We start from the raw sequence: 26,352 nt of genomic DNA on the forward strand, positions 1-26,352 counted from the left end.
CGCCCGTCACACCTGCCCGAGGCCGAACATCTCCTCCCCGGGCAGGTGCGAGAACAGCCGGACGGGCGGCGCGGCCAGGTCACCGGCCGCCAAATCCCGTACGGCTGAACCGAGTTCCTCCTTCGCCTCGGCCGCCGTGCGGCCGAACCGCAGCACGGCCCGGCGCCATGTCTCCTCCCACGTGCCGTCATACACGTACTCGGCCGCCACGAGACCGGCCGCCAGCACGACGGCCGCTCCGCCCACCGGATCGGTGTCGTCGCCCCGCCCCAGCAGGAACACCTCGTGGGCGAACAGGTCCCGCAGCTCGGTCTGCCGCCGCCGGGTCAGACCCTGACGGACCGCGTCCAGAAGGACCAGCGGGGGCGGCTGGTCGTTGCGCAGGCAGAGCCGGCGGATCTCCTGGTGCACGTCGTCGGGCCGGACCGGGCGGGCGGTGCCGAGGAGGCGCAGGGCGGCGCCCCGGCCGAACGGGCGCATGACGCCCCGCAGGACGAGGACGTCGACGGGTGAGTCCCCGTCCTGGACGGCGGGGACGCCGCCGGGCTCGAGGAGTTCGCAGCGCAGGGGGCGCTCGGGGACCCGGGCGGTGAGGGCCCCCCGCAGCCCGGCGGCGGAGTCGGCCCGGCTCTGGGCGGGGGCTCCGCCGTGCCGTTGCAGGGCGCGTCGGGCCAGGTCGAGGTTGCGGGTGCGCGGGAGGCCGTCGCCCGGGCGCTGCAGCCGCTGTCGCAGCCGGGCGGTGGCGGGGTCGGACGGGGCCGTCAGCTCGGCCGCCGTGAGGTGCCACAGGGTGGGCGCCGACCGGTCGTCGCCCAGCAGGTCGGCCGCGTCCACGGCCATCTGCCGTCGGGGGCGGCGGCGCCGGCTCTCACGGGCCAGGAGGTCCGCCCCGCGCAGGGCGGGCAGTTGCTCCTCGTGCGCCTCGCGTTCCGGCAGCGGCGCGGGGTCGGCGCTCGAGGGCAGGACGCGGTGCAGCAGCAGCCAGGTGCGGTGCACGCCGTGGTTGGGGGCTCCGTAGCGGTGCCGGGCGGCCTTGAGATCGGCGGCGGCGCGCCGCCCGTCCCCGAGGAGGTGCCCGTGGAACACGGCCGCGGCCAGGCACAGGGGTGCGGTCGTCCGTTCGTCGGGAAGGCGGCCGATGAGGCGGGCCACCGGTTCGCGGAGCGGTTCGGGCAGCAGCGGCGCCCCGGCGACGGGACCGTACAGGGCGGCCTCCTCGGCGACGAGCACGAGCCGGCGTCCGGGGTCGGGGATCCGGGTGAGCGCCGCGCTCAGGGCGTCCAGGTGGGTTCGCGCCTCGCCCGGTTCGCAGTGGATCAGCGAGTGCAGCGCCTGGGCGAACCACTCGTCGGGCGCGGCCGGCGGGGGGCCGCCGCACGGCCGCTCGCCGGTGCGCGCCCGCAGCGCGCCCTTCCAGTCGGCCAGCGCCCGCCGTGCGGCCTCGGTCCTGCCGAGCCGGTGCAGCAGGGCGCATTCGGCGCGGGCGATCTCGCTGCCGGCACGGCCGCGCCGGGCCGACCTGAGGGGGGCGGCCAGGCCGATCCAGCGGTCGGCCCGCGCGAGGTCGCCCGCGGCGGACAGGGCGAGTTCGGCGCGCAGCGCCAGCCCGCGCAGCCGCTCCTCGTCGTCCCGGGCGAGGAGCATGGCCTGCCGGGCGTGGTCCTCGGCACGGGCCGGCTCCAGGACTCCCGCCCAGGCCCGCGCGCGGATCAGGTGCGCGTCGTGGCCGAGGGCGCGGCGGCGTTCGTCGTCGGGGTCGACGAAGCGCTGCACGGTGGCGTCCAGGAGGTGGACGGCGCGCAGCGGTTCGCCGCGCAGCATCCGGACGCGGGCTTCCAGCACGTCGAAGCCCATCGCGTCGGCGCCGGGGTCGGAGCGCAGGACGCCTTCGACGGGCACACCCGACTGCACGGCGGCCTCGGCGTCGGCCAGCGCCGCCCTGGTCCGCTCGGCGGCCGCCTCCTCGGGCCGGCGCAGGGCGGCCCGGTCGAACCGGGTCTTCCAGGCGCGCACCAGGTCGGGGCGTGCGGCCAGGCGCCATTCGCGCATCGCGTAGCGGGCGATGAGCAGGGCCCTCGCGTCGGCTCCGCCCGTCATCCAGTCGAAGGTGGTGGTGAACACGCCCTCCGCGGCGCGCTCCCCGTCCGCCGAGCCGTCGGGGGCGGGTCCGGTGCGCGCCAGGCACGTCGCGTACAGCAGGCCCGCGTCGGCGAGCCAGAGGTCGTCGAGGCGCTGCCTGGACCAGGGGCGCTCCCGGCCCGGGGGTCCGCTCTCACGTTCGCGGAAGATCGCTGCGAGGCTCTCCCGCACCTCGTCGAGGGTTCCGGCGCCGGCGCGGGCGGGATCGCCGAGCAGCAGGGCGCAGCGCAGGAGTTCCATGCGGCGTTCGTCGGGGCGGGGCGGCGGCTCGCCGTCCTGACTCATCGTGGCTCGCAGGCACGCCAGTTCGTAGTAGCGGGCGACGTCCGGCCAGCCGGGGCGGCCGTCGTAGAGGACGGCGTGCAGTTCGCCGTAGGCGCGTTCGAGGGCGATGTCGTACCAGAGCTGGACGGTCATGGTCCGCGGGTCGGGCAGCTGCGCCTCGCCCAGTTGGGTCTCCTGCCTGCCGAAGTCGGCGCTGAGCAGGCGCTCGGCGAGGTTGAGGACCGTGCGCACGGCGCCGCGCCGCCAGGCGTCCTCGACCGCCTCGCGCCAGACGCGGGCGGCATCGGCGACGGATCCGGCGCGGCCGCGGTCGGGGTCGGCGGCGCTGTGCAGCTCGTGGTAGACCTGCTCGATCGTCCACTCGGCGGCCCTTTCGGAGCGGTCCTTGCGCGCTTGTTCGGCGAGTCCCGCGCAGCGGACCCTGCCGTCGTGGTGCAGCCGCCACCAGGCTTCGGTGTCCTGCCGGCGCATGCTGTGGCGCGCGGCGCGCCGGACGTTGACGTGGACGACGAGCTGGTCCTTCTCCTCGATCCTCATCCAGGCGGAGCCGTGGGCCACGTCGAGCAGTTCCTTCCAGAGGCCGTCCGCCGCCTCGCGGGTCCCCAGGTCCGGCCCTGCGGGCAGCGTCTGGCTCAGCAGCGGGACGAGGACCTGCCGGAAGTAGTCGTACGTGGGGTGCCGGGCGACGGCGCAGTAGCGCAGGGCGAGTTCGACGCGTGGGTTCCTGCGCCTGAGTTCCCGGTCGAGCACGAACAGTTCCAGGGACTCCATACGGGCCCGGGGCAGTTCGTCCGGCTTGTCCAGGGCGAGGTCGGCCAGGAGGGCGAGCACGAACGGGGTGAAGCCGGGGGCGCCCTCGAAGTCCTCGCGGCTGGCGGTCACGATCTGGTTCGCGAGGGGCTCGTCTATGCCTCGGGTCCGCAGGTATTCACCCGCGTTCTCCAAGGTGAAGGGGGGCACTTCGAGTGACCGCCAGCGCCCCGACACATGCCCGAAGGCCTGGGAGAACTGCGGGTGTTCGACGATGTCGGCGCGCCCCGAGAGCACCAGCCGGACCCCTTCGACGCGGGTGAGGGCGCCGAGCACGTCGAAGAGCGGGCCCATGTCGAATCCGGCGGTGCCGAGCAGTTCGTCCAGGGTGTCGAGGCAGAGCACGACCATGCGCGCTCCCTCGCCCGTGACCACGTCCTCCAGCGCCGCGAGGAATTCGTCCATGAGGCGTTCCGGCGGCTCGACGGCCTCCGGGTGCAGCGCGGTGCCGTCCACGTGCTCACGGGCGAGCGCGTCCAGCAGTAGCTCGTGCCGGCCGACCAGGGCCTGGAGGCGAGCCGTCGTGGACTGCTTCGTCACGGGCTTCAGCTGACTGAACAGCTGGCGGGCGAAGTCGACCAGCAGCAGGAGGGGATGGCGCAGCAGGCGGGCCGAGTCGAGGGTGTCGACGTCGCGCATGGCGCAGGGCACGGGCGGGTCCTGCTCGGCGCAGTGCCGGGCGATCAGCCAGGAGAGCTGGGTGCTCTTGCCGTTACCGCCCGGACCGTGCAGGTGGACGACCTTGGGGGCGTTCGGCTCGCCGGCGTGGAGCGCCGTCTCCAGCGCACCCTCCACCTGGGGGCGGGCGACGTAGTGCCGGGTCCGGTCGAAGCAGGTGCGCCAGACGCCCAGCATGGCCAGCTGCGCCTCGGCTCGCTTCTGACGCTTGATCAATTCCTTGTCGATGAGGTCCTCTTGGACGAAGTCCCGGAGTTCGGCGGGCACGATCGCCTCCTTGAAGCGCCGGCCCGCGACCCCGTGACCGAGGCGCAACGCGTCGGAGTACCAGTGGTCGAAGAGCTGGATCGCCTCGTCGGTCCGCCCGGCCATCACGAGAAGCCTGATCCTCTCGACCGCGGCGGCGCCACCGCCCTCGTCCTTGAGGTGTCGCGCCAACTCCAGTGCGTGTTCGATGAGTTCGGTGGGACGTCCGGCCTTCTTCAGTCGCCCGGGGCGCTCGGCGTGGTCCCCGGTGTCATGCCACCAGGCGGTCCAGGCGCCGAGCCTGATGTCCTGCGGCACGTGGTAGCGGCGTTTGTCGTCTTCGCAGAGCTTGACGTATTCGCGGTCCAGCAGTTCGTCCAGGGAGTGGCCGAGGCCTCCCGCCAGCGCGTCGAAGGCGCCCCGGGAGAAGCGGGTGCAGACGCTGCACCGTTTCAGCACCTCGTAGAGCGTGCTGTCGGTGCCGAAGGTGCACCGGAAATGGCGGAAGTGCGTCCGGTACGGTTCCGCGACCTCCGTCGCCGAGCGTTCGATCACGACCTGCCTCCGCTCTGCGTCCTCCGGGCGACGCGTCCGGCCGTCGCCAGCAGGTCCACTCCGACCTCACGGCCGTCCCCGTCGGCCAACTCCTTGACCGTGCTGCGCCATTCGGGCGTCCTGTGCCAGTCGATCCCGTTCCTGGCCCCGATCTCCCGGAACAGGGGGCCCGCGAAGTCCGCGGGCCAGTTCTCGCAGTGGATGTCGAACGGCGTGGTGCAGAACAGTCTGAGCCAGCGCACGTCGGCGCCGTTCCTGGTCGCCGCGACGATGCTCAGTGACGCGCTCGCCAGGATCTTGTCGAAGAGGTTCCTCACCAGTTGACCTGCGACGGCGTCGTCCGCCTCCTCGAAGTGGTCGATCGCCAGAACGACGTGTGATCCGGGCGGCGCGATCTTGACCATGAGCTCACGGCCGGCGGAGAAGACGTCCTCCGCGTGGACCTTCAGCACGGTGCGGCCGTCGCCGCGCTCGTGCCGCCGGCGCCATTCGTCGATCCGTTCGCGCAGACCGACGAGTTGGCGCTCGATCTCCTCGTCGTGGGCCAAGTGGTCGCGGGCCACGCTCTCGGCCAGCTGTGCGACCGTCTCGACGTAGGGGTCGGGTGGTGGGCGCAGTTCTCCGTCGGACAGGCCGTCCTCGTGCCGGTGGAGGTCGACGTAGAGCGCGATGCCGCCGCCCGCCTCCCAGGCGCGCAGCACCGACTTCAGCACATGGGTGGTGCCCGACGGCGCACCCCTCAGGGGTTCGCCGTGCGCCCTGGGGCCGTGCACGGCCACCAGCCGCTTGACGGAGGCCCCGTCCTGGAGGACGTCGAGGGCCTGCCTGCGCTGTGCGACGCGGTCGGCCCCGTGGTGCAGGTCGTCGTACAGGGACCGGCCGATCCGAGCCTCGGCTCCCGGTTCGGGCGTCCGCCGGGGCAGGACGAGGCCGGGGTGGCAGTTCACGGTGGTGACGGCGCGCAGTTCGGGCGCGTTCCGCACGGCGCTCCTGGCGGCCTCGTCGAGGGCGCCGTCCTCGGCGAGGGTTCGGTAGAACGCGCTGACGGGCGCGCACAGCCGGCAGTCCTCGGGGGCCTTCGGGTTCCGCAGGGCGAGGCTGACGACGCCGAGGACGGGGTCCTGCGCGTCGCTCCGCAGGAAGGCGTCGAGCCTGCCGCGGGCCTCGGGTGTCCGGACGGGTCCTGTGGAGACGACGAGGCGGGTGTGCGACAGGTTCAGTTCGCCCAGGTCCAGCGTGTCGTCGGTGAGAAGTTCCTCCGCGGCGGACCCGGCGAGATGGAGGATGTGCGGTTGAACGTGACGCAGGCGGGGAAGGAGCGTTTCACGGTTCAGGCGACCCGGCAGTACGTCCACCTCCCACCAGGGCACCTTGTCGCGCAGCGCGTAGTGCGCGGCGATGTCCTCGTGCCCGGACACCCCTCCGCCGGGACGCACGGAGGGATCCACCCCCAGCACCATTACCCGGACGGGGAGATCGGGGAACACCGCCGGCGCGTCCGGCTGGAAGCTACCTGGTCCCAGGCGGCTGCGCACCAGCCGCCAGAGGCGTCCATGGACACGGCCGGCCTGCTGGAACAGTTCCTCCCAGTCGATCTCCTCGAGTTCGGGCGACTTGATCTGCAGCACCACGAGGCCGGACGGCGTGCAGCCCGGCGGCGTCGAGAGCTCGGTCCCGTCCTCGTGCGCGGCGGGAGGGCCGTCCTGCTCCAGGGCGAGGGCCTTCTCGCCCTGTGCGACGGCCGCGAGCAGGTCCGCGCACATCCCCTCCCCTCCCCCGTCCTCCCGGATCTCCGCCTCACGGAACCCGGTCCGCTCTCCGCGCGGCCAGGTCAGCATCGCGTGGTGGGTTCCCGGCGTCGCGGAGACCTTCAGTCGTACGTGCACTACCGGTGGACCGACGGATGACATCTCCACCACCCCCCTGTGACTCACTTGCGCCTCAAATCCCTTTCTCCTCAAGGGCCTTCCAGGTCGGACCGGAACGCTTCGAGGACGCGCTCCCAGGTGGACCGCAGTCGTTCCCCGCCGGGTCCCCCGGGCCCGGCCAGCCCGGACAGCAGGGTCGCGGGGTCGATGAGTGAACGCGCTCCGCCCTCCTTGCCGCCGGTCGGGTCGCCCCGCAGGGCCGCGCAGAGCCCTTCGGGCGTGTCGGGACAGGCAGAGCTGAACTCCCTCATCCCGGACCGCTGTTCGTCGCTCAACGCCGCGCCTTCTCGCAGCGCGTGGGCGTGGGTGAGTTCGCCGATCAGCAGCACGAACAAGTGGTGGAACAGAGCGAGTTCGCGGATCTCCGGACGGGGGCAGCCCGACTCGTCGTCCCGGATGCGCAGATGGCAGGCGCCCACGTCCATGGGGGTGCCCGACTTGTAGAGCATGCGCAGGGCTTCATGCTCGAGGCTGAGGGCGTGTTTGCGGATCGCGCACCATCTGTCGCCGGCTTCGGGGAGGGCTCGGGCGCGCAGGCGAAGCACCCGCGCCCTGGCGCTCTTCGTCATGGCCCGCAGCGCCTCGTCGCCGTGCCTCTCGGCAGCCCGCAGCCCGGTGTCCAGCTGCGGTTCCAGCCGGCGCAGCCCGGTACGGTCGGCGTCGTCGTCGAGGCCCAGCAGAATGCCTTCCACCCGGTGGCGGTGTGCGGCCAGGCCCGCCGGATCCTCGCGCCGGGCGTAGCGTTCGAGGGTGAGGTGATCGGCGCGGGCCCGCTCCCGGCGGGGGCCGGGCCGGTCGTCCTCCAGTTTGTCCTCGACGGCGTGCTCGGTGTGCTCGGCGAGGAGGAACTCGCAGTCGCGGCGCAGGGCGAAGAGGTCCTTGCGCAGGGTCTCACCGTCGCCGTGGCGGCTGTACTGGTCGACGCCGGCGGTCCAGCGGGCCGAGACGAGCGCGTCGAAGACCGGCTCGACACGTTCGAGGACCTCGCGCCACGCCCCGAGGTCGCGCAGCACGCGCAGCAACTCGACTTTGAGCAGGGCGACCTGCTCGCTGTCCTCGGCGTCGACGCCCAGACCTCGCAGGAACTCCTCGCCCGCCTTCCGGGCCTCGCTCAGGTGTCCGCACTCACGCAGTCCTCGCACGTACAGCCCTTGGGTGACCGCCGCGAGCCTCAGGTCGGCCCCTGGCGCTCCGGGCGCGTCGGCGGCGAGGGCGGCGGCCGGGGTGGGAGGGCCGGCGCCGTCGGCGGTCTTCTCCGCGGTCTTCAACAGCCTTGTGACCAGGGCGAGTTTCGCGGGTCTCAGTCCCACCCGGCCGTTGAGCCTTCGCAGCAGGCGCTTGACCTCGTCCTGTACGTGGCCCGTCGGCGCGCGGCTGAGCAGTCCGCCGATGAACTCCAGGCACAGATCCCAGCGTTCGACGCTCTCCAGGTAGGGCAGGGCTTCGGGGATCAGGAACTGGAGGTCCGCCGAGCGGCCGTAGGAGCGGTTGCGGAACGCCTCCCGAACGAGTCCCTCGGTGTGGTCCGCGGCGACCCTGGCGACGTCGCGCAGGCGGGCCGCGCCGTCGGGGTCGGCCATGCCGGTGTGCTCTGCGGTCTCGGCGGCCCGCACCACCGCCGGATGGATGTGCACCACCACTCTGTGCCCTTCGGGCGACTCGGCGAGGTGGATGAGGTTCTCCTCCCGGAGGCCGGCCAGCAGCCGGCGGATGTCGGCGACGACGTCGTCGCGCTCCAGTGGACGGCTTCGCACGTGGGCCCAGACGACGGCCAGCAGGGACGTGGCGCGCGGATCGACCGCGCGGTGGACGAGCACGCGGTGCACGGCGCTGAGCCGGCACAGCACGAAGAGGAGATCGCGGCAGCCGTCGTCCGGGGCGAGCCGGTCGATGGCGTCGCGCGCCCAGGCGCCGAGCCTGTCCTGGATGCGCTGGTCGTCGGCGGTCGCCGTGCAGCCGTCCTCGACGAGTCGGCGCAGCGCTTCGGCTCCTCGGCCGGCGGCGGAGTCGGCGAGGCCGAGCAGGGCGGGGTGGCCTTCGGTCGCGTGCAGTATCCGCTCGACGAGCCCGCGCTCGTCCGGGTCCCGCGCGGCGCGGTCGATGAAGTCGCCCAGGTGCGGCAGGCTTCTGGCGTACCGGAAGGCCTCGCGCCGGGACAGCAGCCGCACGGGTATGGACTCCATGTTGTTCAGGGGGATGGGGCGCGGACTCGTCACGATCAGCCGGAAGCCGACCGCCTCGCGGTCGGTCAGGGCGCCGATCACCTTGTGCCAGCCGGGATGCCGCCAGGGATCGGGCGCGGGCCGTCCGGGTTCCGTGGGGGTGCCGTCGACGAGGTCGTTGAGCAGGGGGCCGACGCCCTGCAGGTACACGAGGTGGTTGTGACGTCGGTTCTTCGTCAGATACGCGGTGAGCAGGTCGCAGAATCGGGTGAGCTCGCGTGGGTCGGTGACCAGGTCGGCCGCGGAGGGGACGCGCCCCCGGTCGCTCCGGTAGTGGTCCTCGATCTCGCTGAAGCGTCCGATCAGCGCGTCGAGGAAGCCCTCCAACGCCTCGCCCGGGTCCTCGGGCCAGGGCTGTGCGGGGTGGTGAAGGATCCGGCGGTAGAGGTCGGCGTGCTGGTTGATCAGTTCAGCGGCGCAGGCGCTCTTCCCGGCGCCCTCCATGCCGTGGAGGACGATGCCGTTCCTCTTGCGCCGGGGTCCGGGGCCGATGATGGCGTCGCCCATTTCCATGGCGTCGTGGTGTCCGAACAGCCGGTCGGGCGGGGAGGGGAGCAGTTTGGGCGACGGCGTGCGGTACGCCGTCAGGGGGCGCTTGTGCACGGTCAGGTCCGTGGCGGCCGTGCCGTAGAGGACCGGCGAGATCGTGTCGAGGCCGGTGATCGCTTCGCGGTGGTCCGCGATCGCCAGGGCGAGGGCCCGGGGCAGCGGGAGTTCCCGGTCCAGGAGCTTGCGGTAGAGGGACGTGAGGATCCGCACGGCCGCTGAGTCGTCGATGGGGTGCCGGAAGGCGAGGACGGCACAGCCGTGCAGACGGGCGAGGTCGGCGGCCAGCCGATCGGCCGGCGGTCCGTCGTCGGACGCGGCGGGGGCGGCCTGCGCGGCGTGGGCGGGGGAAGCGGCGGCGGTTTCGGGCGGCGCCGCTTCGGCGCCGGCGCCCGCGGTGTCGATGCCGCGGCCCGCTTCCTCGACGCCGAAGGCCGCCATGAGGTCGGTCTGGGAGGGGTCGGCCGGGCGGCCGCTGATCACGGCCAGCCTCAGTATTCGGTCGGGGGCCCACCGCAGCATGTCGATGAGGGCTTCGGCGGTGAGCGCCTGCTGCCGGCCTTTCCCGTCGTCCGCCACCCACCCTCCGAGTGGTCCCGGCGCGGCGAGGTGCAGGATGAGCTGCCACGGGGCGGGCGGGAGGTTGTGCGGACGGCCGGTGTGTTCCAACTGGCCGCGCAGTTCCGTATGGGTCAGCCGGTGGGAGAGGGTCTGAGTGGTGATGTCGGCCTGTTCGTCGCGGCCGATGTCGCGGACGGTGGTGAGGACACCGCGCTGTTCGGCACGCAGATCGACGGTGTCCTCGCCGCCGGGGTGGTGGAACGCTCCGATCAGGTGGACCGGCAGGGCCGCCTGGTTGCGGATCTCGGCCGGGGAGAGCCGCGCGGCCGCGTTCACGCCGGCCGTCGTCGGCTCGATGACGAAGGTCAGCCCCCGGTCGACGAGGGAGCCCTCGCGGTCCGCTGCCAGTCCCAGCGGGTAGCGGGCGATCTCCCACTCGGGCCGGTCCGTACGCAGGACAAGCCGGACCACTCCTGTGCCGTGCGAAGCCGAGTTCGCGAGGACGGCCCACAGCCTTTCGCCGAGGACCTTGTCGCGCAGCCACTCCCCCTGCCTGCTGACGATCTTGCCGGCGGTCGGAGGGTCGGCGTGCTCGTCGCGGACGAAGCCGTGCGGGTCGTACAGGAAGCGGTGGTCCTTCACGCTCCCCCCGAGGGAGACCGTGTGCGTGAACGCCGACTCGTGGCCGGGCGGGCTGCACCGCCAGGTCCAGCGAGGCACTCCGCATTCGTCCATGACGAAGTCGCTCACGGACATCAGGACGCAATCGTCCCCCGTCACGGCTCGGTTCCCCCCTGCCGCCTGCCATCGAGAATCGGGCGTGAGCCCGTGGCAGCAGAGTAGGGCCGCCGGAAGAACCCACCCCCGTTTTGAACAGAACGCGCGGGACCGTCCACCAAACGGTCAATCATCGCGGTGAATTCGCACCCAAAGCCTCAAGTCCTGTCGACTGATTGCCGCTCGGTCCGCCTCGACGAGCAGTCCCGGATTGCCCGCCGCGATGTCGTAGGCACACCAGGCGAGTTCGTCGTTCGCGTCGAGGAGTGCTCGCAGGCGAGGGGCGGCGGCGGTCAGCAGCGGCAGCAGTCGCGCCGGCGGCAGCGGACCGAGCGGCACGCGGAGCAACGACCTTGCGATGCCGGGCAGTTCGGTGCGGGCGGTGAGGAGGAGTCGTGGCACGTCCGCCGCCTCGGCGAGGGCGTCGAGGAGCTCGCTCCAGCCGGGGTCCTGGCACAGCAGACGGTCGGCCCCGTCCAGCACGAGGAGCATGTCCGGCCGTCCGGCGAGACAGCCGACGGCCGCCTCGACCGGTGCGGGCCACTCATCCTCCCGCGCGGCGTCCAGAGTGTCCTCGCAGCCCGGCAGCCGATGGGCCAGGTGTGCGAGAAAGCCGTCGACGGAGTGGGGGCGGGCGGGAGGACGGCCCGAAGCCGCGGGGCCGTCGTGGACCGGCGGCGCCCAGTCGGGACGCGGGTGCCACAGGACCGGTGAGATCTCCTGCTGGTGCCGGTGCGCCAGGACGGCGGCGCAGGACGTCGAACCGAGTCCCTCGGCCCCGTGCAGTACGGCGCCGCGGCTCGCCCCGGACGGGGAGGTCGCCGCGCGTGCGATGCTCATCTCCTGCTCGCGGGCGACGAACGGCTCGGGCGGATCCGGCAGCGGGCCGGCCGTGCTCAGGCCGGGAGCATCGAACGGTCCGACGGTCGGGTTGCCCTGAGTGAGCGTCAGGTGGGGCGCGTCGGCCCCGAACAGCACCGGGGTGCACGCCGACAGCAGCGGCAGGCCACGTTCGGGCAGGTCGGGATCGCCGGCCGCCGTGCGCAGCGCATACCGCAGCGCTGCGGGCAGCGGCCATCCCTTCCCCAACAGTCCCTGATACAGAGCCGCGTCGAAACAGACGGCGAAGTCGTTGCCCACCGGGAAGCGCATCGCCACCACCGCGCAGCCGAGTTCGTCGGCCAGCGTCGCGGCGAGCGACGTCAGCGGGTGGCCGGTGCCCGGCGCGGGGTCCTCACCGCCCGACCAACAGGCCGTCAGACAGAGCAGCTTGAGCCTCCCACGGGCGGCGGCCAGCAGTCGTCCGATCTCCCCCGCGCCGACGAACGATGTGCTGTTCCCGCCCAGCCGCGTGCCCTCGCCCTCCCCTGCCGCCACTTGGTCTCGTTCGAGCAGAAGCCCGCCCGGCAGGCCGTGGCACACGATGTGGATCACGTCCCAGTCCCCGTCCTCCCCCACCGTCTCGCCGAGCGCCGTCGCCCCGGCGCCGAACTGGAGGGTCCTGACATGGGCCGCGACCTCCCGGTCGGCCGTGCCGGCCAGGACGGCCGCCCGCAGGGCTTCGCGGTGGGCGGTCAGGTCCAGGGGAAGCGTCCCCTCGGCGAGACTGAACAACGCCAGGACGCGCAACTGACGGCCGACGGCCTCCCGGGCCCGGCCGCGCGGAGACGTCCGGACACCCCTCACCAGCGTCGTGCGGTGCAGGGCGAGCGGAACACCGGATCGCCGGGTCTCCGACTCGTCACGCACCAGGGCGAGTTCCCAGGGCAGTGCCTCGAACTCGGCCAGCTCGGGCGGCAGTCGCATGGCGACCTCTCCCGCGTCCGCCAGCCCTTTCGTGAGCGCGCCCAGGCCCTCGTCGGCCAGCCACTGCCCCGCCCGTCGCAACTCCTCCTCGATGCCGTCCAGATCATCGGGGTTCCGCGCCCGCAGTTCACGGATCCGCTGCGGCAGCCGGCGCAGCTCCGCGAGGGCCTGCCGGCCGCCCGGGATCCGGTCCAGCCGTACGGTGTGCGTCAGCACCGGCGCGCCGCCGGCCCGCTCCAGCGTCCAGGTCCACGCCACCGGCAGGCCACGCTTCCCGTCGTACACGAACTGGCCCTGGCGTACCGACAAAACCGTCAATCGATCCATGAATGGCGCTCCTTGCTATAGCGTCGGCGCGCTGATCCGTTCCACTCCATTCGACTCCAAACTCACCGGGATTCAAAAGGGTTCCGTGCGATCGGGGGCTGCGATGCACAAACACAAGGAATATGTGCGCGAATTGCGCAAGGCTTTCGGCTTTCAGGCCACCTGGTTCCCCGACAGCGAGGTGCGGCTCGGTGACATCGGCGTGTTCCGCGACGGGCAGTTCGAGCGGAAGGCGTCCTTGGAGGAGTGGGGCATCGGTTACCAGCCGCGCGTGCGTCCCGGCGCCAGCCCTCTCTACGAGCACCGGTCCGAGGGAGCCGTCGACGTCTCGTCGGCCGTCACGGCGGCGGGCGGGGCGCCGGCCGTCACCGCGGGCGGCGGCATCGACGTGCGGTTCACCAGGGCCGACGCGGTGCTCTTCCGGGCCGTCGACTGCTGGTCCGAGGAGATCGAGAACATCGCCGAGATCGAGGCGGAGATGAAGGAGCGCCACCGGAAGAAGAAGTGGCCGGGGCGCCACGCCGTGGTCACCGAGGTGGTGCACGCCGGGTGGACGACGGTGCTGATCTCCGACTCCCGCACCGACAGCGCCCGGCTGCGGACCACGGCGGACGCGACGGCGCTCGGCTGGGACGCCCTGACGGCCAGGGCCCGCCTCGAGTGGACCGGCGGGTCCGGGGTCAGCACCCGCATCCTCTCGCAGGGCGAACTGACGCCCCTGTACCGGGCGCGGGGTGTGCTGCGGCGCCCGTTCGGCGGGCCCTCCGTGAGGTTCATGGACGAGCCGGGTCCGGGTCCGGCGGAGGCCGCGCAGCCGGGCGACCCGTACGTGAGCGACGTGGACAGCGAGACGTTCGCTCTCGACGACGAACACGACGAGGCGGGCGAAGTCGGTGCGGACCGCGCCTGAACCGCGTCTCGGTCCGGGCGGGCTCAGCGTTCCGCCCGGTCCAGCTCCTCGTCGAGGGCGAGTGCGGCCCCGATCAGCGCCAGGTGCGTGAACGCCTGCGGGAAGTTGCCGAGTTGCTCGCCGGTCAAGCCGATCTCCTCGGCGAACAGGCCGACGTGGTTGGCGTAGGTGAGCATCTTGTCGAAGGCGTAGCGGGCCGTGTCCACGCGTCCGGAGCGGGCGAGGGCGTCCACGTAGAGGAAGCTGCACAGCGAGAAGGTGCCTTCGCCGCCGCGCAGGCCGTCGGGGGAGGCGGCCGGGTCGTAGCGGTAGACGAGGCTGTCGGAGACCAGGTCCGCCTCCATGGCGTCCAGGGTGGACAGCCAGCGCGGGTCGCGCGGGGCGACGAAGCCGACCGCCGGCATCAGCAGCAGTGAGGCGTCCAGTACCTCGCTGCCGTAGTGCTGGACGAACGCCCCGCGGCCTTCGCTCCACCCGCGGTCCATGACTTGGTGGAGCACGGCGTCGCGGGCGGCGGTCCAGCCGGCGAGGTCGGCGGGGCGGGCGAAGTCCCGGGCGAGGCGGATGCCGCGGTCGAACGCCGTCCAGCACATCAGACGGCTGTAGGTGAAGTCCTGCCGCCCGCCCCGGGTCTCCCAGATGCCCTCGTCGGGACGGTCCCAGTTCCGGGTCAGCCAGTCCAGCAGGCCGGACAGGGCCAGCCAGCCGTCGTAGCCGGCGATGTGCGCGATGTCGTCGGTGCCGGTCAGGGCGTGGACGGCCTCGCCGTAGATGTCCAGTTGGAGCTGTCCGGCGGCGTTGTTGCCGATACGGACGGGGGACGAGCCGCGGTAGCCCTCCAGATGGTCGAGGGTCTCCTCGGCGAGGTGGGGGTCGCCGTCGATCCGGTACATGATCTGGAGGGGTTCGCCGGTGACCGTGCCGCCCTCCTGGAGGCGTGCGCCGAGCCAGCGGCGGAAGGCGTGCGCCTCGTCGGTGAAGCCCAGGCCGAGCAGCGCCTGCATCGACAGGGAGGCGTCCCGCACCCAGGTGTAGCGGTAGTCCCAGTTGCGTTCGCCGCCGGGCTGTTCGGGCAGGCCCGCGGTCGCCGCCGCGACGGGGGCGCCGGTGGGGGCGTAGGTGAGGAGCTTGAGGGTGATGGCGGAGCGGTGGACCATGTCCTGCCAGCGGCCCCGGTAGCGGCTGCGGCGGATCCAGCGGTACCAGTGTCCGCGGGTCGCGTCGAACTCCTCCCGCAGACTGTCGGCGGTGGGCGCGGCGGGCGGCGGCGCTCCGGCCGCGTCGACGGTGAGGACGGCGGCGGCCCTCTCACCGTGTCCGAGCTCCACGACGGCCCGTACGTCGTCGCCGTCCGCTTCGAGGGTGATCGGCCCGGCGGTCTGGAGATACGCGTCGGCGCCGGGGCCGGCGAAGAGCGCGGTGTCCGGGCGCAGGTCGAGGCGGTGGTCCGCGCGGGCGTAGTCGAAGCGGGGACGGCAGCTCAGCCTGAAGCGGATCCGGCCGCGGGTGACCCGCATGATCCGGACGAGCCTGCGCCGGTCGGTGGCGGTCTCCGGCCGGTCCACCGGCATGAAGTCGATGACCTCGCCGACCCCGCCGGGAGTGAGGAAGCGGGTGACGAGGACGGCGGTGTCGGCCAGGTAGAGCTGGCGGGTGGTGACGTCGTCGCCGTCGACGGTGAGGGCGAAGTGGCCGCCGCGGTCGTGGTCCAGCAGTGCGGCGAAGAGGCTCGGCGAGTCGAAACGCGGGGCGCAGAACCAGTCGACCACGCCCTCGGAGGAGACCAGGGCCGCGGTCTGGAGATCGCCGACCAGCCCGTGGTCCCCGATGGGGGGATAGCGTCGTCGCATCGTGCTCCCTCCGGCCTTCGCCGCACCGGCCTGCTCCCGACCCTCCGGCCGCGACGGACCGGCCACCACAGGGGTTACGCCGACCGCGTGACGACGCCACCGGCGCCGCCGTCTAGGCTCGGCGCGTGAAGATCGACGTGGACCCCTCGGGCCGCCGCATCACACGCTGATCACAATGGGACCGGGACCTTCTTGAGAGAGCTGTGCCGGGAAAGGGAACTTCGCATGAGCAACTTCGGGTCGATCTACGAACACGGCTTCGCGCGTGTCGCCGCGTGCACCGGCCACGCGGCCATCGCCGAGCCGAACGCCAACGCCGAGGCGGTCCTGCGGCAGGCGCGCCGGTGCGCGGAGGAGGGGGTCGCGGTCGCGCTCTTCCCCGAGCTGGGCCTGTGCGGCTACTCGATCGAGGACCTGCTCCTCCAGGACGCGCTGCTCGACGAGGTCGAGGAAGCGCTCAGGACGGTGGTGGCCGGCTCGGCGGACCTGCTGCCGGTGCTCGTGGTCGGCGCGCCGCTGCGCCACCGCCACCGGATCTACAACTGCGCGGTGGTCGTGCACCGGGGCCGGATCCTCGGCGTCGCGCCCAAGTCGTATCTGCCGAACTACCGCGAGTTCTACGAGAAGCGCCAGATCGCCGCCGGCGACGACGAGCGGGGCGGGACGATCCGCCTCGGCGGCGTGAGCGTGCCGTTCGGCCCGGACCTGCTGTTCCCGGCCGAGGACGTCCCCGGTCTGGTGCTGCACGCGGAGATCTGCGAGGACATGTGGGTGCCGGTGCCGCCGAGCGCGGAGGCGGCGCTGGCGGGGGCGACCGTCCTGCTCAACCTGTCCGGCAGCCCGATCACCGTCGGGCGGGCCGAGGACCGCAAGCTGCTGTGCCGCTCGGCGTCCTCCCGCTGCCTCGCCGCGTACGTCTACGCGGCGGCCGGTCTGGGCGAGTCGACCACGGACCTGTCCTGGGACGGCCAGACCATGATCTACGAGAACGGCGTGCTGCTCGCCGAGACGGGCCGCTTCCCTCAGGACGACCAGTACGCGGTGGCCGACGTGGACCTCGACCTGCTGCGGCAGGAGCGCCACCGGATGGGCACGTTCGACGACAACCGCCGGGTGCACGCCGCGCGCACCGGCGGCTTCCGGCAGGTGCCGTTCCGCCTCGACCCGCCCAGGGCCGACCTCGGGCTGCGCCGCCGGGTGGAGCGGTTCCCGTTCGTGCCGGCCGACCCCGAGCGGCTCGCGCAGGACTGCTACGAGGCGTACAACATCCAGGTCGCGGGATTGCAGCAGCGGTTGGCCGCGATCGGCGGGCCGAAGGTCGTCATCGGCGTGTCGGGCGGTCTCGACTCCACGCACGCGCTGATCGTCGCCGCCCGGGCCATGGACCGCGCCGGACGCCCCCGCAGCGACATCCTGGCCTTCACGCTGCCCGGTTTCGCCACCGGCGAGCACACCAAGGGCAACGCCCACAAGCTGATGCGCGCGCTCGGCGTCACCGCGGCGGAGCTGGACATCACGCCGACGGCCCGGCTCATGCTCCAGGAGATGGGCCACCCCTTCTCCTCGGGCGAGCCGGTGTACGACGTGACGTTCGAGAACGTGCAGGCCGGTCTGCGCACCGACTACCTCTTCCGGCTGGCCAACCAGCGCGGCGGGATCGTGCTCGGCACCGGCGACCTGTCCGAGCTGGCGCTCGGCTGGTGCACGTACGGCGTCGGCGACCAGATGAGCCACTACAACGTCAACTCCGGTGTGCCGAAGACGCTGATCCAGCATCTGATCCGCTGGGTCGTGAGCAGCGGGCAGTTCGACGAGGACACCAACGACACGCTGACCGCGATCCTCGACACCGAGATCAGCCCGGAGCTGGTGCCGGGCGAGGAGCTGCAGTCCACCGAGTCGAAGATCGGTCCGTACGCGCTGCACGACTTCACCCTCTTCCACGTGCTGCGCTACGGCTTCCGCCCGTCGAAGATCGGTTTCCTGGCCTGGCACGCGTGGCGTGAGAAGGACGCGGGTGCGTGGCCGCCCGGGTTCCCGGAGAACGAGCGGACGGCGTACGAGCTGCCGGAGATCTGGCGCTGGCTGGAGTACTTCTGCCGCCGCTTCTTCGGCTTCGCCCAGTTCAAGCGCTCCGCCATGCCGAACGGCCCGAAGGTGGCGGCCGGCGGTTCCCTCTCCCCCCGGGGCGACTGGCGGGCCCCGTCCGACACAACGGCCCGGACGTGGCTGAGGGATCTGGCGCGCTGGGATGTGCCGAAGGCGGGCGACTGACCGGCCGGGATCGGGAGGGGGCCTGGGGCACGGCCTCCGGGCTCCCCTCCCCCGGCTCGCCGTCATTCGCGCTGCGCGCTCGGCTCCCCCTGCCGGCTCACCGAGACCCGGCCGCCGGCCCGGGTCTCGGGTTTCAGGTCCACCTGGACCTGATGGGTCGTCTGACGGTCGACCGTCCCGCCGAGTTCGGCCGTCACGACACCGATGCGCACGCCGCCGCGGCCGGTGCCGGAGTGGTGGACCTGGACGGTGAACGTCAGGCTCACGTTCTCCACGGTGAAGCCGAGGGCGCGGCCCTGCGCCTCGTCGCGGGCCCGCTCCAGTTCGCCCCTGATCTGGCTGATCACCTCGGTCAGCCCCACGAAGCCCGGCCCGTCCGTCAACATGCCTCCCCAGTCAGCCTGTTGATCTCGTGTCGCCCCAGTATGCGCCAGGACCAGCCGCTCGTATAGTCGTGATATGACGGTCGGCGGGGGAGTCGATGATGGTTCGTCCATGTGTACGCCACGCTGGGCCGTTCGCATTCGGCGCGCGGACGGGGAGATCACCGGCACCGGGATCCTGCTGAGCCCCGACCGGGTGCTCACCTGCGCCCATGTGGTGAAGGACAGGCACGCCCATTTCACCGCGGAGTTCGTGGGCGCGGCGTCGGGTCGCGAGGTGCCCTCGGTGCCCGCCTGGGTCGACGAGGACGCCTATGTGCCCGACCAGTGGGACGCCGACGGCGATCCCAGCGGCGATGTGGCGCTGCTGAGGCTCGAACAGCCCCGGCCGGACCGCGAGACGACGCGGCTCCACCGGCTCTCCGCGTCCCACCGCGAGGTGCAGACGTACGGCTTCCCGTTCGGGCACAACGGCGGCATCTGGTTCCGGGCGACCATCGTCGGCGGCTGCGGGCGGGACGGACAGGTCCAGTTGAGCCCGGTGAGGAAGGGCGAGGTGGCCAGTCCGGGATGCAGCGGCTCCGGCGTGATGGACGTCCGGACCGGCAAGGTCATCGGGATGCTCCTCAGCAGTGTGCGGGACGAGCACGGAAACGGGTTCTCCTTCATGAGCCCGGCCGAGACCATCGTCCGCCACCTTCCTCAGCTCGCCCAGAGGGTCGAGGGGCAGGAAGCGGTCGACGACCGCCTCAGGCCCAGGCGCGGGGACACGGCGCAGGCCTTCGACTGGAAGTTCGCCCAGCGCCTCGCCCGCTGGCTGCGCAACGACGGCAGCCGCGTGAAGATCAGCGTCGTCCACTCGGACGACACGGCGCGCGACGCCACCCTGCGCCGCGCCATCACCCTGGCCGACCGGGAGCTGCGTACCGCGGCGTCCGTCGAGCGGGCCTCCGACGATCCGCCCGACACTATCCCCTCGGCCGGCGGCCACGATCTGGCCGTGGACGCGACGGGGATCGGCTCCGCCGAGGTCGGGGAGCGGATCCTCAAGCGCATGGGCCGGTGGCAGCACCCGGCCGACCCGGTGACCGAGCGGATCAGGGCCGCGGACGTCACCCTCACCCTGGTCGTCGTCGGCGTGGACGAAGCCGAAGACCCGCCCGCTCTGCTGGATCTGCTGACGACGCTGTACGCCGCCGGCAACCGGCTGCTGCTGGTCTTCCGCCACAACGGCGCCCTCTGCCGGCGGGCCCGGCGGGAACTGGTCGAAGAGCCGGAACAGCAGCCGGACGGCGAGGCCGTGGCGCTGCTGAGGCACGTGACCGAAGAGCTGGCCCAGGCACTGAGCCGGCGCAGGGCGAGAGTGCTGGCGAACGAGTCCGACGCCGTCAGCGGGTACCTGGTGCGGGCCTACCTGACGCTGGCCGCTCTCAGGGCGCGGAACGCGGCCGCCCCGTGGGACCGCCCTCGGCTGGAGCGCGCCCGGTACGAACACCGGGCGACGGAGCTGGCCGGGCGGCTGAACGGCATCCTCGGCACGCTCGACGATCTCAGCGACCTGCTGGACGAGCTGAACGGACGGATGCGCGCCTACCAGGTCCTGCACGCGACCGCCGTACGCGGCACCGAGGAGGACGCGGACCTGGACGCCTTCCGGCTCCACGCGCAGAGCCTGCTCCGAGCCCGGCCCTGCGACGTCCGGGCCGCCGAGGCCGCCGTGGCGGAGTACATCGGCGCTGTCGAGCGCGCGATCGCGCGCGGACGGCAGGGGGGTTCGCCGGCGTCATGACGGTCCCGACGTCCTCCCGCACGCCGTGCCCGAGACCCGGGTGCGCGGGCGGCCGCATCATGGCGACCGGCTTCTGCGACAGCTGCCACCGCCGGCCCCCCGCCCCGGACCTGCCCGCGCGGCCCGTCGTCGAGCCCGCCGAGCCCGCCGAGCCGGCCCACCGGGCCGCGGGAGCGTCCGCCGGCGAACTCGACAACGACGGTCTCCTCATCCTCCCGGACATCCCCATACCCGCCGCGACGGAGGCCGCCACCACCACCGCCACCCCGCCCTCCGACGGCCGGCGCTGCGGCGTCGACAACTGTTCCGGCACGATCGGGATCGCGTATCCGGGAGGTCCCGCCCTCGCCCACGGCTACTGCCCCCGGTGCGGCCGGGGGTACTCCTTCGAGCCGAGGCTGAGGCCCGGCGACCACGTCGGGGGCCACTACCGGGTGCTCGGCTATCTCGCGGCGGGCGGCCTCGGCTGGGTCTACCTGGCGGAGGACACCCGGGTGCCCGGCCTCCACGTCGTCCTCAAGGGACTGATCAACACCGGTGACGCGATCGCCCGCCGGTCGGCCGTCGAGGAGCGCCGCTCGCTGACCACGCTCCACCACCGGGACATCGTGCGCATCGTCACGCATGTGCAGCACCGGTCGCCCGGCGAGCCGGAGCCCACGGGATACATCGTGATGGAGTACGTCGGCGGGCGGTCGCTCGACTGGATCCGGCGCGCCGGCGAGGAGGAGCTGACGCGGCTGTTCGGCGGCGCCTTCGGCATCGGCCATGTGATCACCTACGGCTGCAAGATCCTCGGCGCACTGCAGTACCTGCACCAACAGGGGCTGCTGTACTGCGACATGAAGCCCGACAACGTCATCCATTACGGGCGCGACATCAAGGTCATCGATCTCGGAGCCATCCGCCGCACCGACGACCGCTCCTCCGCCCTGGTCTGCACGACCAGGTACGCGCCGCAGAAGCGGGAGCGCGACAAGCGCGGCTTCCACGTGGACAGCGATCTGTTCACCGTCGGCCGCACCCTGGCGTCCCTCGCCGCCCGCGCCGAGCCGGCCACCGGGCTGGCCGCCCGTTCCTTCGAGGCGCTGATCACACGCGCCACCCACCCGGAGCCGGCGGCCCGGTTCACCTCCGCGGCGGAGATGTCCCGCCAGCTGTGGGAGGTGCTGCGCGAGCACCTGGCGCTCAGCGGACACGAGCCGTACCCGGAGCGCTCCACCCGGTTCGAGCCGACGGCGGCGGTGTTCGGCGCGGCGCTCGGCACGGTGGCCTCGCTGGAGCACTGGACCCGGCGCCCCGACGGCGCAACGCCGCAGCTGCCCGTCGACGCGCCCGCTCCGGCGGACACCGCGAAGGCTCTGCCCCGACCGGTCCCCGACCCTTACGACGCCGCCGCCCTGCTGCTCGGCCTCGTGTCCGGCGATCCGCAGCGGATCGCGGAACGCGCCGCCCGGGACCCGTCGCTGGGCACGGTGGAGACCTCGTTGTGGCTGTGCCGCGCCTATCTCGACGCCGGGGACGCCGAACAAGCCGGACTGTGGCTCGGCCGGGCCCGTGAGCGCAGCGGCGCGTACGACTGGCGGATCTACTGGCACCAGGGTCTGACCTGGCTGACGACCGGTCAGGTCAAGGGAGCGGAGGGGGAGTTCGCCGCCGCTTACGCTGCGCTTCCCGGGGAGTCGGCGCCGAAGCTGGCCCTCGGCTACTGCGCCGAGTACCTGCGTGCCGCGGAACATCAGACCCAGGCCTACTACGAGGCCGTATGGCGCCGGGACCGGACGCAGGGCAGCGCGGCGTTCGGGCTCGCCCGGCTTCATCTGCGCCGGGGCGACCGGGCGCGTGCCGTCGCGGTGCTCGACGAGGTACCGACGACGTCACGGCACTACGACACCGCGCGCATCGCGGCGATCAGGGTGCTCACCGGCCGGCTGGGCGGCGCAGGCCCCACGGTGGAGCAACTGGCGGACGCCGACCGCAGATTGGCGCTGCTCGGCAGATCCGGGCATCACCTCGTCGGCAGCGGGGCGTGGGACCGGCTGGTCACCGAGGTGCGCGAGCACGCGTGGGCCGGCCGCCCGCCCGAGGGCTGGGGACCCGGCTTCCCGGCCGGCGAACGGTTCGGGACGACGGACACGCGGAGCGCGCTGAGCACCCTGCTGTCCCGCTCGCTGAAACGGCTCGCGGACCAGGCGGGCAGCGCCTCCGAGCGCGGCGACCTGCTCGACCGGGCGTACGCGGTCCTCCCCCGGGCGGCCGGTTGGCGGGAACTGCTGCGGGGGTGGCGACACGCACTGCGCGAACGCACCTGACGTGGCCGGGGCGCGGCCGGGCGGAGGGAACGCTCATGGGCGCGCACGAGAACGAGCACCGAGGACACAGGGACACGCACGGGACACGGGGGTCGCATCCGTGAACGAAGACGCACAGGTGAACCGGGACGCCCACGCGGGCACGTCGCCGGGCAGGCACGAGGACGCCGACGGCGTGCGCGCGAAGGGCGGCGGGCCGGGCGGGACCGCGACGGTCGGCCTCGACGTCAGTCAGTGGAAATACCTGTCCGCCGAGTCGCCCGACCCGCAGATGCACGCCATCCTGAGCGTCGAGGCGAACGGCACCCGAAGCGCCGGCGGTGCGAGCCCCGCGCTCGCTCAGGTCCTGGTTCTGGACTGCTCCGGTTCGATGGGCTATCCGCAGGAAAAGCTGCGGGCGGCCCACCAGGCGGCCGTGGCGGCGCTGCGGATGCTGCCGGACGGCACGCCTTTCGCGGTGGTCCAGGGCACCCGGTCGGCGGAGATGATCTATCCGACGGCCACGGCGATGGTCCGGGCGGACCCACGGCAGCGCGCGGCGGCGGAGGCGGCCGTGCACCGGCTCGTCGCGGGAGGCGGCACCTGCTTCGGCAGCTGGCTCGACCTGGCCCGGCGGCTGCTGGCGCGGGCCGACGCCCCCATCGGGCATGTCCTGCTGCTCACGGACGGCAAGAACCAGCACGACGGGGCGATGCCCCTGACGGACGTCCTGGAGGCCTGCGCCGGACGGTTCGTGTGCGATGCCTGGGGTGTCGGCGACGGCTGGGACGCCCGTGAACTCCTGCGGATCACCGGCCGGTTGCACGGGCAGGCCTCGGCGGTGCGGGAGGCGGCGGAACTGCCGCGGGAGTACGAGCGGCTGATGCGCCGTCTGCTCGCCCGGAGCATCCCCGAGGTGGTCGTGTCGGTGAGGCCCGTCCCGGGGGCGGAGGTGCGTTATCTCAAGCAGGTCTTCCCGACCAGGACGGACCTTTCCCCCGTCGGCGCCGGCCCGGACGGGACGCTGCGGTTCGTCACCCGGGCGTGGGGCGACGAGGCCCGCCGCTACCACCTGTGTCTCGCCGCCGACCCGGTGGGGCGGCCGCGCGGGGAGGACCTGCAGCTCGCGGTCGTGTCCGTCGGCGTGCCCGGGGGCGACGGCGTGGACGTGCCGCCGCCGCTGCCGTGCGTGGTGCACTGGACCGACGACGCGGCGCTGTCCGGGCACAGCGACGTCCACGTCGAGCACTTCGAACTGCATCGCCAGGTCGCCGATGCCGTACGGGCCGCCACCGACGCCCATCGCGGCGGCCGGCGCGACGTGGCCGAGCGGCACCTGGGCACGGCGGTGCGGCTCGCCCGCGACATCGGTCCCGGCGAGCCGCTGGACTGGCTGGAACCTCTCGTGGACCTCGACGGCGTCGAGGAGGGGCGGGTCAGGCTCCGTCCCGGAGTGGCGGCCGTCGACTTCGAGATCGCGCTCCTCGAGAGCGCCCGCAGTGTCCTCACCCCGGTGCCGGCCGACGGATCGACGCCCGCCGACAGCGCGATCTCCGCCGACGAGGTGCGGGACGCCGTTCCCGCCACGGTCCCGGCGAGCTGCCCCAGCTGCGGCAACCACACGGACGCCACGGGGCACTTCTGCACCTCGTGCAGCGCCGCTCTGCGGGGGCGGCCGTGAGCACCACACGGCGGGACCTGGTGCGGCGGCTGTGGCTGCTGCTGTCCCTCGGGGCCGTGACCACCCTCGTCCTGTTCGGGTCCTACCGGGGCGTCCACGACGACACGGTGCCGCTGGCGTCGTCCAGCACGCCGGGGATCCTGGCCGTGGACACCGCGAAGAACGCGCTGCGCCGAGCGCACGCGGCCGTCGACGGGAGCGGGCCGGCGGGTGACACGACGGGTGAGTTCCACACCCAGATCTCGGTCGCCCACCAGAGCATCGCCCTCGCGGCCTCGGAGGACGTCACCGGGCTGGCGGACCGTCACACCCTGCAGACCGTCACCGGGCTGATCACCGTCTACTCGTCCTGGGTGGAGCGGGCCGGCCGGGAGGCGGACCCGTCGCTGCGCGGAGCCTATCTGGACTACGCGCGGCAGGGCAGGGACGACATCGTCGAGCGCCTCGACGAGTTGCGGGGCCAGCAGTTGGCGATCGCCCGGAGGCAGGCTTCGTTTCCCTGGCCGCTGTGGCTGGGCTGGAGCGCCGTCGCGGTGCTGAGCCTCGCGTGGTGCGCGGCGCTGGTGGAGGCGCAGTGGTACGTGCGGCGGCGGTTCCGCGACGCCGTGCACCCTCCGCTGCTCGCGGCGACCGTGCTGTGCGCGGGCGGGGTGGCGATGCTCGGCTGGTTCACCGCGCGGGCGCACTCGGCGATGGCCGACTCCCTGGCCGAGCTGCGCACGCCCCGGCCGGCGCAGGAGATCCCGCAGACCGGCGCGGACGTGCGGCGCCATCTCGCCGACGCGGGCCTGTGGGCGTCGCTGTCCGAATGGGTGCTGGTCGCAGGGGTGTCGCTGATGGCGTTGACGGTGGCCGGGCTGTGGCCGCGCATCGCCGAATACCGGTTCAGGGCGCCGCGATGAGCCGCCCGCGACGTCGGCCGCTCTTGGTCCTCGCCCTCTGCCTGGCGCTGCTCGCGGCGGGGGTGGTGGCGGGGGTGCGCTGGGCCCGGGAGTGGACGGGGTCGGTCACCGTGCTCGCCAACTGGAGCGGCGACGAGCGGGCGCAGTTCGAGTCGGCCGTGCGGCGGTTCGAGGATCGGTATCACATCGACGTCGTCTACCAGGGCAGCTCCGCTCTGAGCCAGGTGCTGGCCGCCGATCTCGCGGCGGGCACGCAGCCCGACGTGGCGGTGCTGCCCGGGCCGGGCGAGCTGGTGGCGTACGCGGCCGAGGGCCGGCTCGTCCCGCTGGACGGCTTGTTCGAGCCCGGGGCCTACGACCGGGTCTGGATGCCGAAGGTGGCCGGCGCGGACGGCCGGGAGCGCACGTACTGGCTGCCCGTCAAGACGGGGCTGAAGAGCATGGTGTGGCACGCGGGGGACGTGCAGCGGGGCGGACTCACCGCTCTGGCCGGCGATCGCGACGGCTGGTGTCTGGCCATGGCGTCCGGCGCGACCTCCGGCTGGCCGGGCACCGACTGGGTGGAGGACATCCTGCTCCAGCAGGCCGGCCCGCAGGTATACGCGCAGTGGGCGAGCGGCGGCCTGGCGTGGACGGACGCCCGGGTGCGCAGGGCGTGGCGGACCTGGGGCGACATGGTGGGCGCGGGCTCAAGGAGCCGCGTCGAACGAGTGCTTGAGGGCGAGTACGGCGGGGACTGCCCCCGGCAGAGCCTGGAGCACCAGGGCTCGTTCCGCGAGGCCCACTGGAAGCGCGTCGCCGGCGACTTCGTCCACTCCGCCGAGGTGATCCCCGGCGCCCGCCCGGACTCCGGCCACTGGGAGGTCTCGGGCGACCTCGCGACGATGCTGAACGCGACGGACGAGGCGCGGAAGCTGATCCGGTTCCTGGCCGACCCCGAGACCGAACTGCCCGACTACACGGCCAACCGGAAGGCCGCCGCGTCGGACGGCCACGGGGACCCGGTGCAGCGCAAGATCGGCGCGATCCTGCGCGGCTCGCAGCAGCGGCTGTGCTGGGACGCCTCGGACACCATGCCCCCGGTGCTGCGCAACGCCTTCCATCAGGCGGTGCTGCGCTTCCTCGTCGCCCCCGGGGGGCTGGAGGCCCAACTGCGGTCCCTTCAGGCGTTGAACGACGGCCGCCGCCCGACGCTTCCGGTGTGCGGGGCCGGCTGAGCGCGGTTCACCCGGCCGCACCGCGCTCCCCCACCACGACGTCCGAGGCGTGACGCCGCATCCGGGTTCCTCACGCGGGCCGGCGTTCGAAAGGTTGCGGCGTTCGTAGCGAATGCTGCGAGAGATATTGACGCCGCGTCAGGGACTTCTATCATCCAAGACGTTCAGAGGAACA

General features: G+C 73.0%; 13 protein-coding genes. 7 read left to right on the top strand and 6 right to left on the bottom strand.

All coding sequences use genetic code 11. The annotated features are described in order from the left end of the window. Positions 1-6 precede the first annotated feature (6 nt). The 4 genes from ACIRS4_RS02185 to ACIRS4_RS02200 form a co-directional block, all read right to left on the bottom strand. Positions 7-4,713, bottom strand: a complete 4,707-nt coding sequence (locus tag ACIRS4_RS02185; RefSeq protein ID WP_404188649.1) for a hypothetical protein — start codon at positions 4,711-4,713, stop codon at positions 7-9. After that, positions 4,710-6,623, bottom strand: coding sequence for a hypothetical protein (locus ACIRS4_RS02190; RefSeq protein ID WP_404188651.1), 1,914 nt, complete (start codon positions 6,621-6,623; stop codon positions 4,710-4,712). Before ACIRS4_RS02190 ends, ACIRS4_RS02185 begins: the two co-directional genes overlap by 4 nt. A 47-nt stretch (positions 6,624-6,670) precedes the next feature. Continuing rightward, positions 6,671-10,750 (bottom strand): hypothetical protein, encoded by a 4,080-nt coding sequence (locus ACIRS4_RS02195; RefSeq protein ID WP_404188654.1) that lies wholly within the window; start codon positions 10,748-10,750, stop codon positions 6,671-6,673. Positions 10,751-10,873: 123 nt separating this feature from the next. After that, entirely contained in the window at positions 10,874-12,880 is a 2,007-nt protein-coding gene (locus ACIRS4_RS02200) for a CHAT domain-containing protein (RefSeq protein WP_404188657.1), read from the bottom strand. 103 nt (positions 12,881-12,983) lie between these two features. Here ACIRS4_RS02200 and ACIRS4_RS02205 point away from each other — a divergent pair, with 103 nt between their 5' ends. After that, complete coding sequence (locus ACIRS4_RS02205) at positions 12,984-13,790, top strand: hypothetical protein (RefSeq protein WP_404188660.1); 807 nt, start codon at positions 12,984-12,986, stop codon at positions 13,788-13,790. Positions 13,791-13,813: 23 nt separating this feature from the next. Here ACIRS4_RS02205 and ACIRS4_RS02210 read toward each other — a convergent pair whose 3' ends face one another. Continuing rightward, positions 13,814-15,640 (bottom strand): glycoside hydrolase family 15 protein, encoded by a 1,827-nt coding sequence (locus ACIRS4_RS02210; protein ID WP_404188663.1) that lies wholly within the window; start codon positions 15,638-15,640, stop codon positions 13,814-13,816. Positions 15,641-15,865: 225 nt separating this feature from the next. Between ACIRS4_RS02210 and ACIRS4_RS02215 the strand changes: the two genes are divergently transcribed. Next, positions 15,866-17,914 (top strand): NAD(+) synthase, encoded by a 2,049-nt coding sequence (locus ACIRS4_RS02215; protein ID WP_404188666.1) that lies wholly within the window; start codon positions 15,866-15,868, stop codon positions 17,912-17,914. Positions 17,915-17,976: 62 nt separating this feature from the next. Here the strand turns inward: ACIRS4_RS02215 and ACIRS4_RS02220 are convergent, their stop codons facing one another. Further along, complete coding sequence (locus tag ACIRS4_RS02220; RefSeq protein ID WP_404188669.1) at positions 17,977-18,300, bottom strand: trypco2 family protein; 324 nt, start codon at positions 18,298-18,300, stop codon at positions 17,977-17,979. A 109-nt stretch (positions 18,301-18,409) separates the two neighbouring features. Here ACIRS4_RS02220 and ACIRS4_RS02225 point away from each other — a divergent pair, with 109 nt between their 5' ends. The 5 genes from ACIRS4_RS02225 (at position 18,410) to ACIRS4_RS02245 (ending at position 26,177) form a co-directional block, all read left to right on the top strand. Beyond that, a complete protein-coding gene (locus ACIRS4_RS02225; protein ID WP_404188672.1) occupies positions 18,410-20,086 on the top strand; it encodes a trypsin-like serine peptidase in 1,677 nt (558 codons plus the stop codon). Beyond that, a complete protein-coding gene (locus ACIRS4_RS02230) occupies positions 20,083-22,398 on the top strand; it encodes a tetratricopeptide repeat protein (protein WP_404188675.1) in 2,316 nt (771 codons plus the stop codon). Before ACIRS4_RS02225 ends, ACIRS4_RS02230 begins: the two co-directional genes overlap by 4 nt. Before the next feature lie 100 nt (positions 22,399-22,498). After that, positions 22,499-24,058, top strand: coding sequence for a VWA domain-containing protein (locus tag ACIRS4_RS02235; protein WP_404188677.1), 1,560 nt, complete (start codon positions 22,499-22,501; stop codon positions 24,056-24,058). Further along, the gene (locus ACIRS4_RS02240; protein ID WP_404188679.1) at positions 24,055-24,960 is read left to right on the top strand and encodes a hypothetical protein; all 906 of its coding nucleotides are present in this window, start codon (positions 24,055-24,057) and stop codon (positions 24,958-24,960) included. The genes ACIRS4_RS02235 and ACIRS4_RS02240 overlap by 4 nt, the downstream gene beginning before the upstream one ends. Next, the gene (locus ACIRS4_RS02245) at positions 24,957-26,177 is read left to right on the top strand and encodes an extracellular solute-binding protein (protein WP_404188681.1); all 1,221 of its coding nucleotides are present in this window, start codon (positions 24,957-24,959) and stop codon (positions 26,175-26,177) included. Before ACIRS4_RS02240 ends, ACIRS4_RS02245 begins: the two co-directional genes overlap by 4 nt. Positions 26,178-26,352: the final 175 nt, after the last annotated feature.

This window comes from Streptomyces sp. NPDC101166 (assembly GCF_044768125.1).
GTDB lineage: Bacteria > Actinomycetota > Actinomycetes > Streptomycetales > Streptomycetaceae > Streptomyces.